The sequence below is a fragment of the Flavobacterium antarcticum DSM 19726 genome (assembly GCF_000419685.1).
GTDB lineage: Bacteria > Bacteroidota > Bacteroidia > Flavobacteriales > Flavobacteriaceae > Flavobacterium > Flavobacterium antarcticum.
Window position 1 is genome coordinate 499,598 of the sequence record NZ_ATTM01000001.1, and the last position, 18,304, is coordinate 517,901.

General features: G+C 34.3%; 19 protein-coding genes. 16 read left to right on the forward strand and 3 right to left on the reverse strand.

Annotation, left to right across the window (positions count from 1 at the left end; all coding sequences use genetic code 11):
• Positions 1-20: 20 nt before the first annotated feature.
• The 3 genes from YWA_RS0102385 (at position 21) to YWA_RS0102395 (ending at position 3,147) form a co-directional block, all read left to right on the forward strand.
• Positions 21-701 carry a TetR family transcriptional regulator C-terminal domain-containing protein gene (locus YWA_RS0102385; protein ID WP_022826896.1) on the forward strand — a complete coding sequence of 227 codons (681 nt, stop codon included), beginning with the start codon at positions 21-23 and terminating at the stop codon, positions 699-701.
• Between the two features lie 21 nt (positions 702-722).
• Positions 723-2,039, forward strand: coding sequence for an ABC1 kinase family protein (locus tag YWA_RS0102390; protein ID WP_022826897.1), 1,317 nt, complete (start codon positions 723-725; stop codon positions 2,037-2,039).
• Positions 2,040-2,178: 139 nt separating this feature from the next.
• On the forward strand, positions 2,179-3,147 hold the full coding sequence (locus tag YWA_RS0102395) for an ABC transporter ATP-binding protein (protein WP_022826898.1): 969 nt from the start codon (positions 2,179-2,181) through the stop codon (positions 3,145-3,147).
• Between the two features lie 49 nt (positions 3,148-3,196).
• On the opposite strand, the gene YWA_RS0102400 is transcribed toward YWA_RS0102395, so the two are convergent.
• The 3 genes from YWA_RS0102400 to YWA_RS0102410 form a co-directional block, all read right to left on the reverse strand.
• Positions 3,197-4,390 (reverse strand): GAF domain-containing sensor histidine kinase, encoded by a 1,194-nt coding sequence (locus tag YWA_RS0102400; RefSeq protein WP_022826899.1) that lies wholly within the window; start codon positions 4,388-4,390, stop codon positions 3,197-3,199.
• Positions 4,391-4,632: 242 nt separating this feature from the next.
• Positions 4,633-7,041 carry a S9 family peptidase gene (locus YWA_RS0102405; protein ID WP_022826900.1) on the reverse strand — a complete coding sequence of 803 codons (2,409 nt, stop codon included), beginning with the start codon at positions 7,039-7,041 and terminating at the stop codon, positions 4,633-4,635.
• A 551-nt stretch (positions 7,042-7,592) separates the two neighbouring features.
• On the reverse strand, positions 7,593-8,312 hold the full coding sequence (locus YWA_RS0102410) for a hypothetical protein (RefSeq protein WP_157505282.1): 720 nt from the start codon (positions 8,310-8,312) through the stop codon (positions 7,593-7,595).
• Between the two features lie 588 nt (positions 8,313-8,900).
• On the opposite strand from YWA_RS0102410, the gene YWA_RS0102415 reads away from it, so the two are divergent.
• The 13 genes from YWA_RS0102415 to YWA_RS0102485 all read left to right on the forward strand — a co-directional run bounded on the left by YWA_RS0102415 (position 8,901) and on the right by YWA_RS0102485 (position 18,298).
• Positions 8,901-9,722: a hypothetical protein gene (locus YWA_RS0102415; RefSeq protein WP_022826902.1), complete on the forward strand. Its 822-nt coding sequence runs from the start codon at positions 8,901-8,903 to the stop codon at positions 9,720-9,722.
• 173 nt (positions 9,723-9,895) lie between these two features.
• Positions 9,896-10,444 carry an STM3941 family protein gene (locus YWA_RS0102420; protein ID WP_022826903.1) on the forward strand — a complete coding sequence of 183 codons (549 nt, stop codon included), beginning with the start codon at positions 9,896-9,898 and terminating at the stop codon, positions 10,442-10,444.
• Between the two features lie 148 nt (positions 10,445-10,592).
• Positions 10,593-11,051 carry a hypothetical protein gene (locus tag YWA_RS0102425; RefSeq protein ID WP_022826904.1) on the forward strand — a complete coding sequence of 153 codons (459 nt, stop codon included), beginning with the start codon at positions 10,593-10,595 and terminating at the stop codon, positions 11,049-11,051.
• Positions 11,052-11,229: 178 nt separating this feature from the next.
• Positions 11,230-11,604 (forward strand): hypothetical protein, encoded by a 375-nt coding sequence (locus tag YWA_RS0102435; protein ID WP_022826905.1) that lies wholly within the window; start codon positions 11,230-11,232, stop codon positions 11,602-11,604.
• A gap of 177 nt (positions 11,605-11,781) precedes the next feature.
• Positions 11,782-12,243, forward strand: coding sequence for a hypothetical protein (locus YWA_RS0102440; RefSeq protein WP_157505283.1), 462 nt, complete (start codon positions 11,782-11,784; stop codon positions 12,241-12,243).
• Positions 12,244-12,405: 162 nt separating this feature from the next.
• Complete coding sequence (locus YWA_RS0102445; protein WP_022826907.1) at positions 12,406-12,939, forward strand: hypothetical protein; 534 nt, start codon at positions 12,406-12,408, stop codon at positions 12,937-12,939.
• A 200-nt stretch (positions 12,940-13,139) separates the two neighbouring features.
• Positions 13,140-13,667: a hypothetical protein gene (locus tag YWA_RS0102450; RefSeq protein WP_022826908.1), complete on the forward strand. Its 528-nt coding sequence runs from the start codon at positions 13,140-13,142 to the stop codon at positions 13,665-13,667.
• A 22-nt stretch (positions 13,668-13,689) separates the two neighbouring features.
• Positions 13,690-14,064, forward strand: coding sequence for a hypothetical protein (locus YWA_RS0102455; RefSeq protein WP_022826909.1), 375 nt, complete (start codon positions 13,690-13,692; stop codon positions 14,062-14,064).
• Between the two features lie 672 nt (positions 14,065-14,736).
• Positions 14,737-15,141 carry a hypothetical protein gene (locus YWA_RS0102465; protein WP_022826911.1) on the forward strand — a complete coding sequence of 135 codons (405 nt, stop codon included), beginning with the start codon at positions 14,737-14,739 and terminating at the stop codon, positions 15,139-15,141.
• Positions 15,142-15,295: 154 nt separating this feature from the next.
• Entirely contained in the window at positions 15,296-15,850 is a 555-nt protein-coding gene (locus YWA_RS0102470) for a hypothetical protein (protein WP_022826912.1), read from the forward strand.
• Between the two features lie 237 nt (positions 15,851-16,087).
• Entirely contained in the window at positions 16,088-16,981 is an 894-nt protein-coding gene (locus YWA_RS15270; RefSeq protein WP_084682971.1) for a transposase, read from the forward strand.
• Positions 16,982-17,014: 33 nt separating this feature from the next.
• Positions 17,015-17,659 carry a transposase gene (locus YWA_RS15275; RefSeq protein WP_051126913.1) on the forward strand — a complete coding sequence of 215 codons (645 nt, stop codon included), beginning with the start codon at positions 17,015-17,017 and terminating at the stop codon, positions 17,657-17,659.
• A gap of 69 nt (positions 17,660-17,728) precedes the next feature.
• Positions 17,729-18,298: a hypothetical protein gene (locus YWA_RS0102485; RefSeq protein WP_022826913.1), complete on the forward strand. Its 570-nt coding sequence runs from the start codon at positions 17,729-17,731 to the stop codon at positions 18,296-18,298.
• Positions 18,299-18,304 lie beyond the last annotated feature (6 nt).

Below are 18,304 nucleotides of genomic sequence, written 5' to 3' on the forward strand. Positions count from 1 at the left end.
AATAAATTAATATTCTAAAGATGGCAACTGCAAAGAAAACTATTACGCAAATTATTCCTGATGAAAAGTTAATTGATGATAATCACATCATTACTCTATACATGGAGCATGTTTTAATGGGCGAGGAGGGACCGAAAACGATTTATGCTTTTTGCAAAAAGAACGGTTTTGACGAGAGTGATTTCTATACTTTCTTCGGGTCATTCGATAATTTGAAACAAGAAATTTGGAATAAATTTTTAGAAAATGCAATTACCACTTTGCATAACGACGATTCTTTTGCTACTTATTCTCCAAAAAATAAACTGCTGACTTTATACTTTACATTGTTTGAGATATTAACGCTCAACAGAAGTTACGTGTTATTTGTTTTAAAAGACAACAAACAAGGAATGAGTAATTTAATGCAGTTGAAGCAATTTCGAATGACTTTTAAAGAATTCGTAAAAAACAATATTGCGACAGAAGAATTAAAAAGCAGTAAATTATCGAAGATTACAAAGCCCGTTTACAGCGAAGGCTCTTGGATTCAGTTTTTGTTGATTTTAAAATTTTGGATGGGCGACAATTCAAAAAGTTTTGAAAAAACAGATATTATTATTGAGAAATCGGTGAATACTGTTGTTGATTTATTAGACTCACAGCCGTTAGAAAATATTATCGACTTGGGGAAATTTCTTTGGAGTGAACGCAAAATGTAATTTTTTTTAAAAAAAACAGCTATGAAAACCTTAGATAAAATACCAACAACAAAGATTGAACGAGCGGGTCAATTGGTGAAAACCGGATTTAAAATAGGCGGAAACTACATTTCGTACTATGGCGAAAAAATAGTAAACCCTTCTTTAAATCGAGATAAACTCAACGAAAATAATGCAGAAGACATTTACGATGGATTGAAAAATCTAAAAGGAAGTGCTTTGAAAGTCGCTCAAATGCTGAGTATGGACAAAAACATTATGCCGAAAGCTTATGTGGAAAAATTTTCACTGGCACAGTTTTCAGTACCGCCACTTTCAGCTCCATTGGTGCGGAAGACATTCAAAAGGTATTTGGGTTACGAACCGGAAGTTCTTTTTGATACTTTCACTTCTGAATCTGTGAATGCAGCAAGTATTGGTCAAGTACATCGCGCCACTAAAGACGGGAAAAAACTAGCCGTTAAAATTCAATATCCTGGCGTTAAAGAAAGCATTAGTTCCGATTTGTCGATTGTGAAACCATTTGCAGTCAAGATGTTTAATTTGCAAGGAAAGGATTCTGAAAAGTACTTTAAAGAAGTTGAAAATAAATTATTAGAAGAAACAGATTACGATTTAGAATTGCGACAAGGAATGAAGATTGCAGAAGCGTGTAGTGCGATTCCAAATTTAAAATTTCCTGTGTATTATCCAGCATGGTCTTCTGAAAAGATATTGACGATGGATTGGATGGAAGGCCAACATTTATCTGAATTCGCACCAAAAAATACCGATGCCGCTTTAGGAGATCAGTTGGGACAAGCGTTGTGGGATTTTTATATGTTCCAAATTCACGGTTTGAAACAAGTGCATGCAGATCCGCATCCTGGGAATTTCTTGATTGATACGAAAGGAAATTTAATTGCAATTGATTTTGGTTGCATCAAGCACATTCCCGAAGATTTTTATGTGCCATATTTTGAATTAGCACGACCGGAAGTGATTGATAATCCCGAATTATTTCGCGCTAAGTTATACGAATTAGAAATTCTTCGAACGGATGATACTCCTGAAGAAGTAATTTATTTTACAGGATTGTTTCACCAGTTATTGCGTTTGTTCACAAAACCATTTCACGGCGATTCCTTCGATTTTTCGGATGAAGGGTTTTTTGGAGAAATTGCAAGTATGGGTGAAGAATTTTCAAAAGACACGCAATTGCGAAAAATGAATGGCAATCGAGGTTCAAAACACTTCTTGTACATCAACAGAACATTTTTTGGATTGTATAATTTACTGCACGATTTAAAAGCGAAAGTACACACAAATACTTTTCAACAATATATTAAAGGTTCATAGTTTTTTTATTGGTTAATTGGTTGAGAGCGAAATTCAGAAATGGATTTCGCTCTTTACTTTTTTAGTAATTAGCGGTTTTTTCTTAAGGAAAACCGTCATAAAGATTGTATTTTTGCAATTCTAAAAAAAGAGTTTTAAAATGCTTCAAGTTCAAAATATTTCATTCGCATACGATTCAAAAACAGTGATCGCTGACGTCAGTTTCAGTATTGAAAAAGGCGCTAATGTAGCAATCATTGGCGAAAGCGGATGCGGAAAAAGTACGCTTCTCAAATTAATTTATGGTCTTTATGATTTGAATGAAGGTCAACTATTTTGGAATGAAAAGCCGGTTTTAGGTCCTAAATACAATCTTGTTCCAGGAATGGATCAAATGAAATATTTGGCGCAAGATTTTGACTTGATGCCTTTTATTACTGTAGCTGAAAATGTAGGAAAATTTCTTTCAAATATTTATCCCGAACAAAAAAAGCAACGCATTCAAGAACTACTTGAAATGGTAGAAATGACCGAATTTGCTGATGTAAAAGCAAAATATTTAAGTGGCGGTCAACAGCAACGTGTGGCTTTAGCTCGCGTTTTAGCCGTTGAACCTGAAGTACTGCTATTAGATGAGCCGTTTAGTAATATTGATAGTTTTAGAAAAGGGGCTTTGCGTAGAAATTTGTTTGCCTACTTAAAAGGCAAAGGAATTACGTGCATTATTGCCACTCACGATAGTGTTGACGCGCTTTCTTTCTCGGATGAAACTATTGTCATGAAAGGTGGAGCAATTTTAGCACACGATGCTTCTGCTAAAATTTATTTGAAACCTGAAAGTAAATACGTCGGTTCGTTGTATGGTGAAGTGAATGAAATTCCACTCAACTTATTGGATTCTGAGGCTGGAAGTGAAGATCCTATTTTAGTGTATTCACATGAATTGTTTTTAACGGAAAAAAGCAATTTGGAAGTGACCGTAAAACAATCCTATTACAAAGGAAACACGTTTTTAGTAAAAGGCGTCTACGATAGAACGGTATTGTTTTTTGAAAATTCATTTCCTATTCCGGATGGAGAGCATGTGTTTTTGACCGTTGATGAAGAAGTGGTAGCCTACCGTCGATAATTAATTTTCAATTCGGTTTTTGAATTTGCAGGTCAATTAATTTACGCTTCTATTTCTTGAATAAAATTGTAAATGTAGTTCCCTCGCTGATTTTTGACGCGATGGAAATTGTTCCTTCCAACTTATCTACAATATTTTTTACCGTTGATAAACCAATGCCCGTTCCATAACTATCAAACCGATCTTTAACATCTAACGTTTTGCAAAACGAGAAGATGGTGGCAAAATGTGCTTCTGAAATTCCCATTCCGTTGTCCGAAACAGTTAATTTGTAGTCCATATCATTTTCGAAAAGCTTCACTTCTAGGATTACTTGTTCGTTCTTATTGTACTTAATTCCATTAGATAGTAAATTAAGTAAAATTTGTTCGATGGCAATTGCATTCGAAACTATAGTTAAATTTGGTTCAATTAGTAATTCAAAATTGTTTTTAGAGTTTAGTGATTTAAAAACTGCTTTTGTTACTTCGGTTAAATCGATTGACTCTTTCTTTAAAAATTCTTCATTATTGCTTTTGTGGTATTTCAAAACTGCATCTACAAATTGTTTTAACGAATCGGAAGATTCTGAAATGTAGTTGAGGTATTGAACGCCTGTTTCGTCCAGTTGACTGGAATATTCTTCTTTCAGTAAGTTAGAGAGTGCAATAATATTATTCAAAGGTGATTTAATATCGTGTGAAACTACTCGGGCAAATTGGGTCAGCTCGTCGTACTGAATGTTTAGTTCCGTATTGACCACCTGAAGTGCTTTATTTTTCAGTCGGATTTTCAATAAATTTGAAACTTGATTGCCTAGTTTTTTAAGTCCTAAAATTTGATTTTCGGTCAATGTTCTGGGTTTACTATCAATTACACAAAGTGTTCCGATAGGCGTATTTGTCTGCGGGTCGAATAAAATAATACTTGCGTAAAATCCGGCCTTAAGTCCATTAACTAAGGCGACTTTCTTGTATGCTTCGTCCTGAAACAGGTCTGGAATATTTACAAATGGATCTGCTGATTCTAAAGCTAGCGAACAAAATGAGGTACTACGAGGACTTTCTTGATGTGGTAATCCCACTCGGGATTTAAACCATTGCCGTTTATCATCAATAAACGTGATCGTGGAAACAGGCGTGTCGCAAATCTGTGAAGCTAGAAAAGCGATGTCATCGTATTCTTGTTCAGAAAGCGAATCTAAAATGTCGTATTTGCTTAAAGCGGCGATTCGTTCTGAATCATTTTCTAAAGAATGGTTCATCTATATATCGTATTATAAGAATGTATAAATATACTTAAAATTACTTATTTGTAAAATATAATAATCATTGAATATAATTATAAGATTCCGCGACAGTGCTGATGTAACGCTTTAATAAAGCACTCAATTGTTCTTTTTTTGTATGGATCTACTAAGCCTAAATGTGTTTTTAATGTAGTAATAAAAAAAAAGGTTGCTGCATTATAATTGCAGCAACCTTTTCTACTAAAATAAACGTTGGTTTAGTTTTTCAAATACTTTTCTAGAAACTGGTCTTGTTCCCATAATAAGTGCAGAATGTTTTCTTTTGCAGCATATCCGTGGCTTTCTTTAGGAAGAAGTACCATTCGTACTGGAGCTCCTAAACCTTTTAAGGCTTGGAAGTAGCGTTCAGTTTGCAAAGTAAAAGTTCCCGGGTTGTTATCGGCTTCACCGTGTACTAATAACATCGGTGTTTTCATTTTACTAGCGTTCATGAATGGCGACATTTCGTTGTAAATCTGAGGCACTTCCCAATAGTTACGTTGTTCGCTTTGGAAACCAAAAGGAGTCAAGGTTCTGTTATAAGCGCCACTTCTTGCAATTCCGCAGGCAAATAAGTTGGAATGTGTCAGCAAGTTTGCTGTCATAAATGCACCGTAGGAATGTCCGCCCACTGCGACTTTCTTTGGGTTGATGTATCCTAATTTATCTACGGCATTGATTGCCGCCGCCGCATTGTCAACCAATTGAGTGATAAAAGTATCGTTAGGTTCTGTGGTTCCTTCGCCAATGATTGGGAAAGAAGCATCGTCTAAAACCGCATAACCACGCGTTACCCAGTATACAAATGAACCGTAGTATGGGAATGTAAACTCATTTGAGTTGGCACTGCTTTGTCCCGCACTGTTTTTGTCTTTAAATTCTTCTGGATATGCCCAAATCAATAAAGGAAGTTTCTCTTTCTTCTTCATGTCATAATTGGCAGGCAAATACAAGGTTCCTGAGAGTCCAACACCATCTTTTCGCTGGTATTTAATTACTTCTTTGTGAATGTTTTTGATGCTTTCAAATGGGTTTTTGAAAGCCGTAATTGCTGTCAAACTGTTTTTCTTCTTGATGTTTCTGAAGAAATAGTTTGGATATTCAGTTTTGGATTGAATCTGCACTAAGACTTCTCCTTTTTTCAAATCTTCAATTGAGTAAATGGCTTCTACTTTGTCTTTGTAATTGGATCGGTATAGATGGGTCGTTTTAAACGTTTTCAAATCAAAATTATCAATGAACGGAAACTGTCCTTCTTTTGTGAATCCTTTTCCAATTAGGAATGCCTTGTTGTTGTCGATTGCCAGAACGTATCTTCCATATTGATTTTTAATGGTTTCAAAAGTTCCTGGGTCAGAATAGATGTCTTGTGAGTTGCGGTCCCAAATTAATTTAGGAGTTTCATTCAAAGCCGATGGATTCATCATGTAGGTTTTCTCATTTCGGGTGTCGTACCAATAATCCGATAGGATTGCTGTAGTTGCATTTCCCCATGTGATTCCGCCGTAGCGTTGCACCGTTTTCACAAACGATTTTGGCGCTTGGTTAAAAGGAGCGTCCCAAGTGAATACTTCGTCTCTAAAAGGAACTTCATTTGCTGGGTTTCCTTCGTCTAATGCTTCGGCATAATATAAAGTGGCAGGAGCATCGGCTCTCCAATTCATGCTTCTCTTTCCTTTTTTAGTGGCCATAAATCCTTTAGGCATGATTTCATTTAAAGGCGATTCGTTAACCACTTTAATTACTTTTCCATCTGCATCGTAAATTACAGTTTTGTTTGGAAAACGATTGAGGGGAACGATGTAGGAGAATGGTTTTTCAAGCGTAGTGATCATCAAATAATTTCCGTCAGGTGAGAATGTTTCTCCTGCATACAGGTTGGCCTCTTTAAAAAGTTTTGCGTTTCCGTTTAAATCTACTTTGTACAATTCAGAACTCACTAGGGTTTCAAAATTAGTTTCGTCTGTTTTGTTTTTCAATAGATCTTGGTAGGTTCTGTTTTGAGAAACCGAACCGTCTGCTGTGGAAACTGTTGGACCAAGTGGCATGTCTTTTTTAACGTCAATTAATGCTGGGCGGTTTTTAGGCAACATTTTTACTAAAATGTGATTGTTGTCTTTAAACCAGCTGAACGGATTTCCCATATTGCTGTTGACCGTTGCATCCGTTAATCGTTTTGCTTGTGCAGATGCTACGTCAATAACCCATAATTCAACCCCTGTATTTGTAGTGTTTGAAAAGGATATTTTTTGCTCGTTTGGCGACCAAGCGATGTTTGTAATCTTTGCATTTTCAGGCAAACCGCTTACTTGCATTTCTGCCGTTCCTTTGATTTTTCTGATTTTCAAGTTACTGATGTATGTTGTAGAACTGGAGATATTAGTAACTGGATTGATGCGTAATCCTCCTAAACGCATTTCTTCTTGACTCAATTCGTCTAGTGTTTTATAGGTGTTTCGGTAGGAAAGGAGCATGTATTCCTTTTTAGTATCCATGGAAACGGATGGCGCACGCTCGTAATCAGCGAGGTCAAGGATTTCTTTTGGCGGCTTTTGGTAGGTGAGGTTTTCTTGTGCATTCGCCGTGCTGAATGCAATAAAGAGCAGTAGGTACAAGATGTTTTTCATGTTCTTTTGGTTAAATTATTTTTAGAGGTGAAAGATAGGGATTTTTTTTCTGAAGCTGTTGTGAAGGTTCAGAGCGGTAGAGCGGCTCTTGGTCTTTAATGTTCGTGATTATGTTACTTGCAAAAAAAAACAAAAAAAGCGTTTACACAAAATATTGTTCAGTCTTTGGGATTGTACTTTAGGGCAGCGAAGACCCACAAATCAGTAGCGAAGACCTATAAATGAATAGCGAAGACACTTAAATGACTAGCGAAGACCCACAAATTAGTAGCGAGAACCTATAAATTAGCAGCGAAGACACATAAATGATTAGCGAAGACCCACAAATTAGTAGCGAAGGCTTATAAAAGAGTAGCGAAGACACTTAAATCAGCAGCGAAGAGGCTCAATTTAGCAGCGAAGCGGTTTGTGTTGACTACTTGTGGGGTGGACTGAATTTTTGTGGAACGTGGTGTGCATTTTTATGAGCTGTTTGAGGAGTGGTAGCGCTGATTTGGCATAAAAAAAAACTTCTTGTTAGAAGTTTTAAGTTGGTGGTGCGGTATCGTATTTTACGGTTTTGGTTCTTGTTGTTTTTTATTGTTGTTGAGGTTGTTTTTTACTTTTGTGTAACTAAATTGTTCTTTAATTGCTTGGTTGTCTTTGTAGAAATTAGTTGCTATTTTAGCAATAGGAATTACCTTTTGATAGATGGCATTGTAGGCCGTTTTTGCTTCGTTTGTAGCTTCTTTTCTGCTTCCTTTTTGCACTTCTTGTGTTACGTTTGCATTTTTAAGTGCGTCAGCATAGGAGGTGATTTTTGTAATGAGTTGTGTTGCTGTTCCCTTGCTCGTTATTTGTTGAATTACTTGTGTGGTTGCATTTTTTTTAAATTGGTAGAGCAGGCTGATTAATGCTTCTTGGTCCCCTTTTTTTGCATCATTATTGTACGCTTTGAATCCTAGGGTATTTAAAAGTTCATTTTTTCCGGCGGTGTTTTCTGCAAAATCTGCTTCGATTTGAACCTTTAGTTCGGCTAGGTCGTTTAAAGCTGGTGCTTGAATGCCTTTTAAAATGGTGGTTGCGGCTCTTAGTTCTTTGACGTTGTCTTTACCTATAAAAGTTTGTACGACAGTGTCAATTTCTGATTTGATGCCTTCTAAAAAAGCAGGCGTCCATGTACTTCTTTTAGTTTGCAGAAAAACTTGATTTTTTAAGGCGTTTTCCATGATGGTGTCAATGGTGATTAGCATTTCTACGTCTTTCCCTGCATAGGTTCTTTTGATTTCCATAATTTGTTGGTTTAAAGGTTTGTAAATATCAAGTAAGACAGTTGATTCGTAATGGACTTTGAATACTTGTTCCTTTATTTGTCTAACTTGTTTTGTAAATGTAGAAATCAATTGGCTTACAAAAACTCCCTACTAATGGGTATTTTTTAATTATTTTTCTGAATGTTAGTTAGTTGATATTCTTTGAAAATTATTTACGAAATGTTTTATTTCGCTTTATTTTTAGCAAAAAAGAGGTGCTTTAGGTAGGCGAAAATAGGAATACTGTAGCAGGGCGTTTTTTTAGGTTTGAAAAAAGTGAAAATTATTCCGGAGTAAAACGCCGAGTGAAGAGGGATTTGTGAAGTTTTGTGATTGAGAGGTAAAATAGGCAGATCAACCTAAATTTACGTACCTGTAAGTACTAAAAGTATTCAGCAAATAAAAAGTCCATTTGACGATTTATGAAAAAATAAAGTATATTTACAAAACAAATAATACGCTATAAAGTAGCGTGTATACATCCAAATTTGGGTGTATTGGCGCTACGGAGTAGCGTGTATATATAAGTTACCACACATTTTAAAGAAAAACGACCCCCAAGAAAAAATGAAGACAATTGCCACTATAATATTGATTTTTTTTAACTCAATACTGAGTTTTGGACAAATTGAAAATCGGTGGCAACCTGACAGTGTTTACAAAAACAAGAAAGTTAAAAGAATTTTTGTTTACGAAAATTCACCCAAAGACTTATCCGAAATTGTTGAAGTTGACAGAAACGGAAAAATAATTCGTATTGAAAAATATAGTGCATCATATAACAAAAAAACAAGGAAGGCAAAATCAATTGATAGAGTGACAACCTATAGTTATGATGAACTTGATAAAATTACTCATAAAATAGACACTATAATTTATCATCATAATAATTCAGTAAGCACCGAAAAAACATTTTTTTATTATGAAAATAACTTGTTGATTTCGTCAAAGTACTTTAAGAGCAATTTTGAAAATCCTAGTAGCGAAACCACCTATTCTCATCATCCATTTACATCGACAACTACAATTAAGATAGACACATTAATCACATACAGGAAGACTAAGGAATACGAAAGAGATTTTTATGTAAAAAGATTTTACGGATATGTTGTGGAAGCAAAATTGAAAAAAAAGCAAATTACAATTAATGGAAAAAGCGAAACTTATTCATATTCTGATAAAACTGATAGACAAAGACTTGACGATAATAAAACAATTAAAAATGCTTTTAATGAGCAAGGTCGTCTTTTAAAGTCAGAAATTAAAAGTGTATTTATGAATGATAGAGTAAATGAATACATTCTAATCTATAATTATTACGAAAATGGACTATTGAAAAGCATAAGAGGATATGTGCCACTTTACTTTAAATATGAACACTTCGAGTAAAAAAACGTGTGGTAACATCGGTTTGGCAATATGGCGGGTTTGGAGCTAAATCGAAGATTTTTGCTTCCTTTGAAGTTCAGTAATTATAGAAAGTTTCGGCTTCTTTATCCGCCACATCGCCAAGCCGAGAAACGTTACCCAACATTTGAAAAAAAACCAAGAAACTGAATTAATTGAAAGAAAAAATTGAAATACCATTAAGCAAAAACAAACTATTCTTCGGAATTGGAGGCTCGCTACTATTTGTGATTTTAGGAATTTGGTTGTTTTTAAATGCAGACACTTTTCAACAACATTCATTTAGATTATTGAGAAATCCAATGGTAATAAAAGGAGTTGGAATTTTAGGAGTTTTGTTTTTTGGTGCGACAGGAATTTTCGGATTTAAAAAACTGTTTGATAAAAAAGTAGGACTGACAATTGACTCAAACGGAATAACGGGCAACTCAAACGCATCGAGTGTCGGACTAATTGAATGGAATGATATAACCGATATTATAACAAAGCAAGTTATGTCGACAAAATTTCTGCTGATTAACGTAACGAATCCTGAAAAATATATCGGAAAAGCAAAAAGCGGAATGAAAGCCAAACTTATGCGTTCGAATATGAAAATGTATGGAACACCACTTTCGATTACATCCAATACTCTAAAATATGATTTCGGGAAACTTGAACAATTAATACAAACTGAATTTAAACGAAATAAAAACGTTGGGTAACACCGTATAAAAATAATTGCTGTTTAGTGCTTAATCAATGGTCGTTGCGTGTTTGTAACGTGTGATTTTCCTGCGGAAAATCCTCGCATACAAACCCGCAACCATTCTTATACAAAAACGTTATGGGCAACCCTAAAAGACGACCACAGTGACTGACAACAACATCGATATTGACAACATAAAAGAAGCAACGGACAAAGTTTATGTTCGGTTAATTGACGGTGCAACTGCTTGGGTTCCGACAAATGCACACAAACTTGACGACAATGAATATCTAATATTGCCTGACGAAGAGTTTGACGAGAATGACCCAATTAATTTATGTGAGTTTATCCCAGGCGACATAGTTGCGTTAGACAAACAAACATTTCAAGACGGGACAACAGGTTTGGTTTGCCGACAATTAATAAAACCATCAAACAGACCAGACAAAAAATATTTTGACTTTTTATTCAAAGCGACACTCGGACAAATTGGAATAAATGCCACGACCCTTGACAACTTTAAAACCGAAATAGAAAAAATCAAGCTACAACATTCAACAGGACAATATTTTTATCCAGCTATTCTCACGACCATTGACCAATTAGACAATTGCACGAAATGACTACGAAAGACAGAAGGGCAGCCCATAACAGCACCTACCCAAAAGGCGGGGTTTCGCTCTTCGCAGACACATTTGTGGTAGCCGAAAGTTCATTTCTCCGCATGAAGTTTAGTGGTAAAAATCCCGCCCTTCGGGTAGCTGCAAAACGTTAGCAGCAACGCAAAAAAAACACTACTAGATGAAATATTTTTTAACTGTAATACTTATACTATTTATTACTTTTTCGAAAGCTCAAAACAAAATCAAGGCGAGTGACAAAGCATTAGCGGCAATTGACGCAATCGAAAAATTCGAAGCAGAAATAAAAATTCCAAATCGTTTGGCTTGTCTAACTCAAATATTTCCAAAAGAGATCGACTTGAATTATGCGGGATTTTGTTATATACCGTCAAAAGCCGAATTACAGTTATGGAGAGAGTGGATTATAAAAAATAAAAATAATTTAGAGTATGAAAATATGGAGCCGGAAGGGAAATTTGATTTCATTTTCGGAGACTTTAATATAATTTTTAAGGATAAGAATGGTGAAATTCGAAATTCATACTGTAAATAAGCGCAGCTGCTAACACAGTATATAAGCTATGGCTTAGTCTGTGCTTACTTGGAAAAACTATGGATTTTCGAAAGTTAGTTTATATTTGGAGAGATTCGTGCTAAAACACGCCACAGCTCATATACATCAACGTTACCAGCAATGATACGGACCAAAAATACTATGATAAGATAAAATATGGAAGCACTTTGGATATTTCCCCTTTACATAATCAGTCCTTTGATTGGTATAATATTAACTCTTATCGGTATTTTCAAAATTAGAAAAAGAGATACAAATAAAACTCTTTATATTGGGTTAGGTTTTCTTGCTCTACCATTACTTCATCTTGCATTAGTTTCTATATTTCAGCTAAATTTGGAAAGTAAAATCGTAGGTAACTACAATCTCGGAAAAGAAAAAAATGTACTCATTATCTTTGACAACGAGACTTTCACTCTGAATAAATCCAGACAATATAATAATGTCGGCAAAGGAAAATGGAAAATTGAGGAAATCGATTCGCCAATACTAATTCTAGATTTTGACTCTATTAAAAAAAGTGAATTATGGTTAGAAATTGAGCCGAATGAGAAACAAATTGTTTTGAAAACTATGCCTTGGGGAAATAATATTTCAACAGAGTTCGTGAAGAAATAATCACTGCTGGTAACACTTGCTACAAGAGATTTGGGCATTTGGCTTAATTTGAAAATGGTTTTGTATCAGGGAAGTTTAGGCAAATCCGAAAATAAGGCTTAATTTAATCCCAAACCTCTTGTAGCAAGGGAACGTTGTAGAGCATTTGAAAAAAATCATCTAATGAGCAAATCATTTTATTTAATATTTATTTTGTTTATAATAGTTAGTTGTAAAACAGATAACTTTTATGAAACTGAAAGATTTTTCACGACTGATAAAACAACATACCAAATTGGCGATGAATTTGAATTGACAGCTGTTATGAAAAGCATAGATGAAAAAGAATTAAGATTTTATGAAAATTTCAAGAATTTGGATATTTCTTTCGCTTTAATGAACAATGAAAAAAATGTTCACAATGAAAGTTGGACTAAACGGAGTGGCGTATTCCTTGAAAAAACTGAAATTTCAGAATATAGAATCTCACGGAACAATCCATTTAAAAAGACTTTTAAAGGTTCAATATCGCAAACTGACGACGAAATTATAATTGAAATACCAGAATTGAATTTTAAGCAAGGTTTACCAAAAACTGATTTTGATAAAAACACGAAAGTTAGAATTCACGGACATTGTAATCCAATAAATGCAGAATTCGGAGCATCACTTGAGGAATTTATGGATGTAAAAGATATTGAAATAACTGTGAAGTAAAACGCTCTACAACACCGTATATAAGCCATGGCTTGGTCTGTGTCGATTTGGAAAATCTACGCATTTCCCAAAGTTAGTTCTATATTTGGAGAGTTAGTGCTAAAACACGCCACAGCTCATATATATCAACGTTATGGGCTATATTACTGAAAAACACTACTGAAGAAAAACTTATGATTAGAAAAAGTACAATTTATGTAATGATTTCAGTCGCCTTTTTAGCGTCTTGCAGCACAAAAAAGACTATTGTTATCGATTATTATTCAGAAAAATTATGCGGTGGAATAACAGAAATCTCTAACTACATAGAAAACTCAGATGAAATAAAAAATTATTTTAAAGAAAGTAACTCAGAAAACACAAAATTAAATTATGAAGTTACCGAATTAGTAAAAGAAGGAATATGCTTTCCGTTCTTACAATCTGAAGTCGCTAAAATAATTGAGAATAAAGAAAAAATTTCACTAGAACAAGCCAGCAGAAGACTTGAAATTAAGTTTTTATCAAAACCAATTTTAACGCTAAATTCAAGATGCTTAGAGAAGAGAAAAATTATTAAACCAGATGTTAAAATAGAATACTACTACTATCCCGAATATAGCTTATTGACAGCGGAAATTACAAAAATAAAATATTCGGCTGAATATGGAAAAGGTTATTTAATTTTAGCAGAAATAACCGCCGACAATAAAATAGAATTTTTAAAAACCACTTTTTGGGAAGAATAAATACAGCCCATAACATGCGGATTTGATTTATCAAAATAAAATCAGAATTGAAAATAATTACGAAACCTATCGACGTCGTCAAGCTATTGTTGAACATCCGTACGGCGTAATTAAACGACAATCGGACTTCTATTACATCATGACCAAAAAAACCATTAAACACGCTAGTGCTGATGTAGGATTGATTTTCACGGCTTACAATCTCAAGCAAATATTCAATCTCGTTGACCTAAATATGTTGAAAATATACTTAAAACGTACGGCTTTGTTTTACTCTTCCCGTAGGACTATTTTTAAAGCTTTTTCCGAGTTGATATTTTTGGACTTAATTCTGTGTTTATTTTTTAAAAGACGGAATTATTGTTTGGGAAATGGGTTATATTTACTTCAAAAATAAGTTTAGATAGGAACTTGGAAGGGTTTTTAGACGAACTGACGTTGGCAAATATTTTAGAAAAAATCACATAATGAAATGAAAAAATTAAAAAGAAATACAATCTTAATTTTAATAATTTATGTAATAGGAATTGTGATTCGCAGTTTAACATTCAATTTATGGGAAACTGATTTGAATTTAATTTATGAAATTGGAAAATATTTAGGAAGTATATTGATGATAATTTCGATAATCTGGTCTATTTTGAATGAGGTAAAATTATTAAGAACAAAAGAAATTGAAAACGGACTTGTTAAGTCAATATGGTTACTCATAAATTTGATACCGATAATATTGTTATTATTCGGTTTTATTTTTCAATATTAACTTAATATTGAAAAGTTGGAATCGCTTGCAATTTTACGTGGAAATTTCCATAAAATCAGAAAACCTAAATTGCGAGATTATTAGTCAAACGCCGAATTTCCGAATTTAATAAATGACAAGTTCAAAACAAAAAAACATTTGCTAACACCATATAAAAATAATTATGGTTTAGCGCTTAATCAAAGGTTTTTGCGTGTTTGTTACGTCTGATTTTCCTTCGGAAAATCCTCGCATACAAACCCGCAACTATTCTTACACATAAACGTTGGCAGAGATTTCAGAAAAAATTCGGAAAAACTAAAACATATGAAGTTTAAGAAAATTTTATTTTTCATTTTTATTATTGGAATTCTTAGTTGTGGAATTTTTGTTGTCGGATATTTTGCAAATATAGTTTTCCCTTGGCAACGAGAAGAATCAATAGAAGCTACTATCGAAATGGGCGGTTTATCACAATTGCCAAAAAATATTGAAAATGTGGAAATTGAAAAGCGTGGAAGTACATTTACAAGGCAATACATTATAGAATTTGACTCAAATCAAATCGAAATTCAGAGATGGATTGAAAACAGTAAAAGATTGAAAAATGCTATTCCGAAATTTAAAGGCAAAACAAAAGTTTATGAAATCTATCCCGGGGAAAATGGTGCAATGGGCGGAAAAGTAGAAATCAAAAATAACAGAGTTCTAATTAATATGAGTTGGAGTTAAAGAAACCTCTGCTAACAGCCGTTACAAGATATTTGGGTTTTAGGCTGAATTTAAATATGGTTTTGTACTTGGAAAACTTGTGCATAATGGAAAAATATCGCATCTATAATCCCAAACATCTTGTAGCGCCAAGACGTTAGGCAACATTTAGAAAATGACCGAAAACAAACAGAAATCCGATAGACAATATGCAGCTTATATGGCTCGAAAATTTTTTTGCGGACAAATTTCAAAACGTCAAATTTTAGACAGTTTTCCGAATTACGAAAGCGATATTAAAATCCGACTTCTTTATAAGCGAATTGTGGAGAAACCTAAAAAAAGTTGGTTTTTCGGAGTTTCGAAAGAGAAATACGAAAAGTATATAATGGAAACCTATGAAATCATTGAAGATTTAGAAACTGACAAATTGCGTTTTAAGACAATGAAAACTCTTTTTAAACAATTATGGTTGCAATCGAATAATTGTACTGAACCTATTCAAAATATGGGTTTTCAAATTTTTGAAGTTTCCAAAATGACTTATGACACTAAAAAGGAAATTTCAAGATATTTAAACTTACTTATTGACAAAAATTTTATTAGAAAAATATCTGAAGAACCTTTACTTTATGAATTTACAGAAAGTGGAAAGAAAATTAAAACCGATTCTGAAATTGAAAAAATAATAAAAAAACGTTGCCTAACAGCCGTTTGTAGCAATTGCTAGGCTTGGCTTGTGTTCGGAATTTTCTCCGAAAATTCCACGAGGAGTTTTGTACTTGTAATCTTTTGTCTTAAATTTACGCAACTGCCACAAGCGGCAACACGTCAAACTGTCTAAAAACCTCCTCTCTTTTTATCCAATTTCCCTAAAAACACCACTCCAAAAACTTGCATAAAACGCTGCTTTTTATTACATTTAGTGCTGATTAAGAACTGCTTATGTAGTTTTAAAAAGTGACTTATGAGTAAATTTATCATCGGCAGAGATAGAAGTCAGATTCCCCTTTTTGCTTCTTCTATGGATCAGGCAATCGCACAAGACAATCAAGTGAGACTCATTGACTTGTTTGTGGACCGTTTAAAACTAGCTGATTTTGGTTTTGATTTTAGCTTTGTTGAAAACGGTCGTCCTGCTTATCATCCCTCGGATTTACTCAAACTTTTTATTTACGGTTACTTTAATCGGATGCGTTCTTCTAGGGTTTTAGAGAAAGAATGTGTTCGGAATATCGAGCTTATTTGGCTTATGAAAAGCTTGGTTCCAGACCATAATACGATTGCCAATTTCAGAAAAGACAATCCTAAAGCCATCGCTCGTATTTTTCGCGCAACGGTGAATCTTGCTTGGCATTTTGAACTCATTGGCGGAAGCCTTGTGGCTGGAGATAGCACTAAACTTCGGGCTCAAAACTCCAAGAAAAATAATTTTAATCCGGCTAAAATTGAGCGTCACATCGCTTACATTGACAACAAACTTGCGGAATACAACAAAGTGCTTGCGCAAGAAGATGGCGATGAATTGCTTAAAATAGAGGTCGCATCCAAAGTTCGAAAACACCAGTTGCAAAAAGACAAATATTTAAACTACAAAGAAACGATTGACACTACAGGCGTGACACAAATCTCGACTTCGGATCCGGATAGTCGGCAGATTATGACTCGGAATAATATTTCTGAAGTGGCGTACAATGTGCAAACCGTGGTGGATGCTTTGCACAATATTCCGATTGATTTTAAAGTGACCAATGAAAACGATTCTAAAGCCATGGGTGGCATGCTTCGCAGAACTAAAACCATTTTAGGCCACAACAATTTTATAGCGATTTACGACAAAGGTTATCACACGGGAAGTTAATTTGCGTATGCCGAGCGCTTGAAAATTGATATTATGGTTGCCATTCCAAGTGTTGCCGCTCAAGCTCCAGATTTGGCTTTTGATGTGGAACATTTTAAATACGATTTAAAAACCGATTCATTTACCTGTCCCGCCAATCAGATTTTAACCACCAACGGGAATTGGTATTCCAAGAAAAACGGAAAGTCGGTTACCCAAATGAAGCATTACAAAACCAGCGCTTGCTTGAGTTGTGAACTTTTTAAAAAGTGTACCAAAAACGCGCGAGGCCGACTCATTGAACGCTCTCAACATGCGGATTTGATTTATCAAATTAAAGTCCGAATTGAAAACAATTACGAAACCTACCGCCGACGTCAAGCCATTGTAGAACATCCGTACGGCGTGATTAAACGCCAATGGGACTTCTATTACATCATCATGACCAAAAAAACCATCAAACATGCCAGTGCTGATGTAGGATTGATTTTCACGGCTTACAATCTCAAGCGCATATTCAATCTCGTTGATCTAAATATGTTGAAAATGTACTTAAAACGTACTCCTTTGTTTTACTCTTCCCGTAGGACTGTTTTTAAAGCTTTTTCCGAGTTGATATTTTTGGACTTAATTCTGTGTTTATTCTTTAAAAGACGGAATTATTGTTTGGGAAATGGGTTATATTTACTTCAAAAATAAGTTTAGATAGGAACTTGGAAGGGTTTTTAGACGAACTGACGTTACCACACATTTGACCAAATCAAGAAAATGCAGGAATTCAAACATTGGAAAGAGTTTATTAACCGAGTTTTAATCGACAGCGGACAATTTGAAAATCCAATAACTGAATTTAAAGGAGAAGCGGAAATCGAGACATTCCAATCGTCTGACAGAAATTCTTTGACCGAAATAAGAGCTGAATATCTAAAAGAAAATTTATTAATCTGCTTGCAAACTTTCAATCCAACAGTTCCCGGTTATAACAAATATGTGGAAGGAGAATACTTTTATCAACACGATTTCAGTGAGGACGGAAAAACTTACGGAAATCCAGCGTTGGAATTTAATGAACGGAATAGAAACGGTATTCTCTCAATACTCGAAAGCGGATTAAAAGGTAAAGAAGTTCAATTCGTAAAAAATGATAAAATTCTAAAATCCAAACTTTATATTGCTGACTTTAACCCAAACTTTAGTTATTCCTATGACTTCACAAAAAGAGGTTTTTGGAAAAAGATATTTGGACAAAATATTAATAAAATGGATGGAATTGAAAAGAGAGAAATAGAGTTGAATACAATATTTAGCGGAATAAAAACGTGTTACAACACTGTATAACCGCAA

What these genes read in the sequence shown, in the direction of transcription:
- YWA_RS0102385 (WP_022826896.1), top strand. Translation starts at nt 21, where the DNA reads ATGGCAACTGCAAAGAAAACTATTACGCAAATTATTCCTGATGAAAAG.
- YWA_RS0102390 (WP_022826897.1), top strand. Translation starts at nt 723, where the DNA reads ATGAAAACCTTAGATAAAATACCAACAACAAAGATTGAACGAGCGGGT.
- YWA_RS0102395 (WP_022826898.1), top strand. Translation starts at nt 2,179, where the DNA reads ATGCTTCAAGTTCAAAATATTTCATTCGCATACGATTCAAAAACAGTG.
- YWA_RS0102400 (WP_022826899.1), bottom strand. Translation starts at nt 4,390, where the DNA reads ATGAACCATTCTTTAGAAAATGATTCAGAACGAATCGCCGCTTTAAGC.
- YWA_RS0102405 (WP_022826900.1), bottom strand. Translation starts at nt 7,041, where the DNA reads ATGAAAAACATCTTGTACCTACTGCTCTTTATTGCATTCAGCACGGCG.
- YWA_RS0102410 (WP_157505282.1), bottom strand. Translation starts at nt 8,312, where the DNA reads ATGGAAATCAAAAGAACCTATGCAGGGAAAGACGTAGAAATGCTAATC.
- YWA_RS0102415 (WP_022826902.1), top strand. Translation starts at nt 8,901, where the DNA reads ATGAAGACAATTGCCACTATAATATTGATTTTTTTTAACTCAATACTG.
- YWA_RS0102435 (WP_022826905.1), top strand. Translation starts at nt 11,230, where the DNA reads ATGAAATATTTTTTAACTGTAATACTTATACTATTTATTACTTTTTCG.
- YWA_RS0102440 (WP_157505283.1), top strand. Translation starts at nt 11,782, where the DNA reads ATGGAAGCACTTTGGATATTTCCCCTTTACATAATCAGTCCTTTGATT.
- YWA_RS0102445 (WP_022826907.1), top strand. Translation starts at nt 12,406, where the DNA reads ATGAGCAAATCATTTTATTTAATATTTATTTTGTTTATAATAGTTAGT.
- YWA_RS0102450 (WP_022826908.1), top strand. Translation starts at nt 13,140, where the DNA reads ATGATTTCAGTCGCCTTTTTAGCGTCTTGCAGCACAAAAAAGACTATT.
- YWA_RS0102465 (WP_022826911.1), top strand. Translation starts at nt 14,737, where the DNA reads ATGAAGTTTAAGAAAATTTTATTTTTCATTTTTATTATTGGAATTCTT.
- YWA_RS0102470 (WP_022826912.1), top strand. Translation starts at nt 15,296, where the DNA reads ATGACCGAAAACAAACAGAAATCCGATAGACAATATGCAGCTTATATG.
- YWA_RS15270 (WP_084682971.1), top strand. Translation starts at nt 16,088, where the DNA reads ATGAGTAAATTTATCATCGGCAGAGATAGAAGTCAGATTCCCCTTTTT.
- YWA_RS15275 (WP_051126913.1), top strand. Translation starts at nt 17,015, where the DNA reads ATGGTTGCCATTCCAAGTGTTGCCGCTCAAGCTCCAGATTTGGCTTTT.
- YWA_RS0102485 (WP_022826913.1), top strand. Translation starts at nt 17,729, where the DNA reads ATGCAGGAATTCAAACATTGGAAAGAGTTTATTAACCGAGTTTTAATC.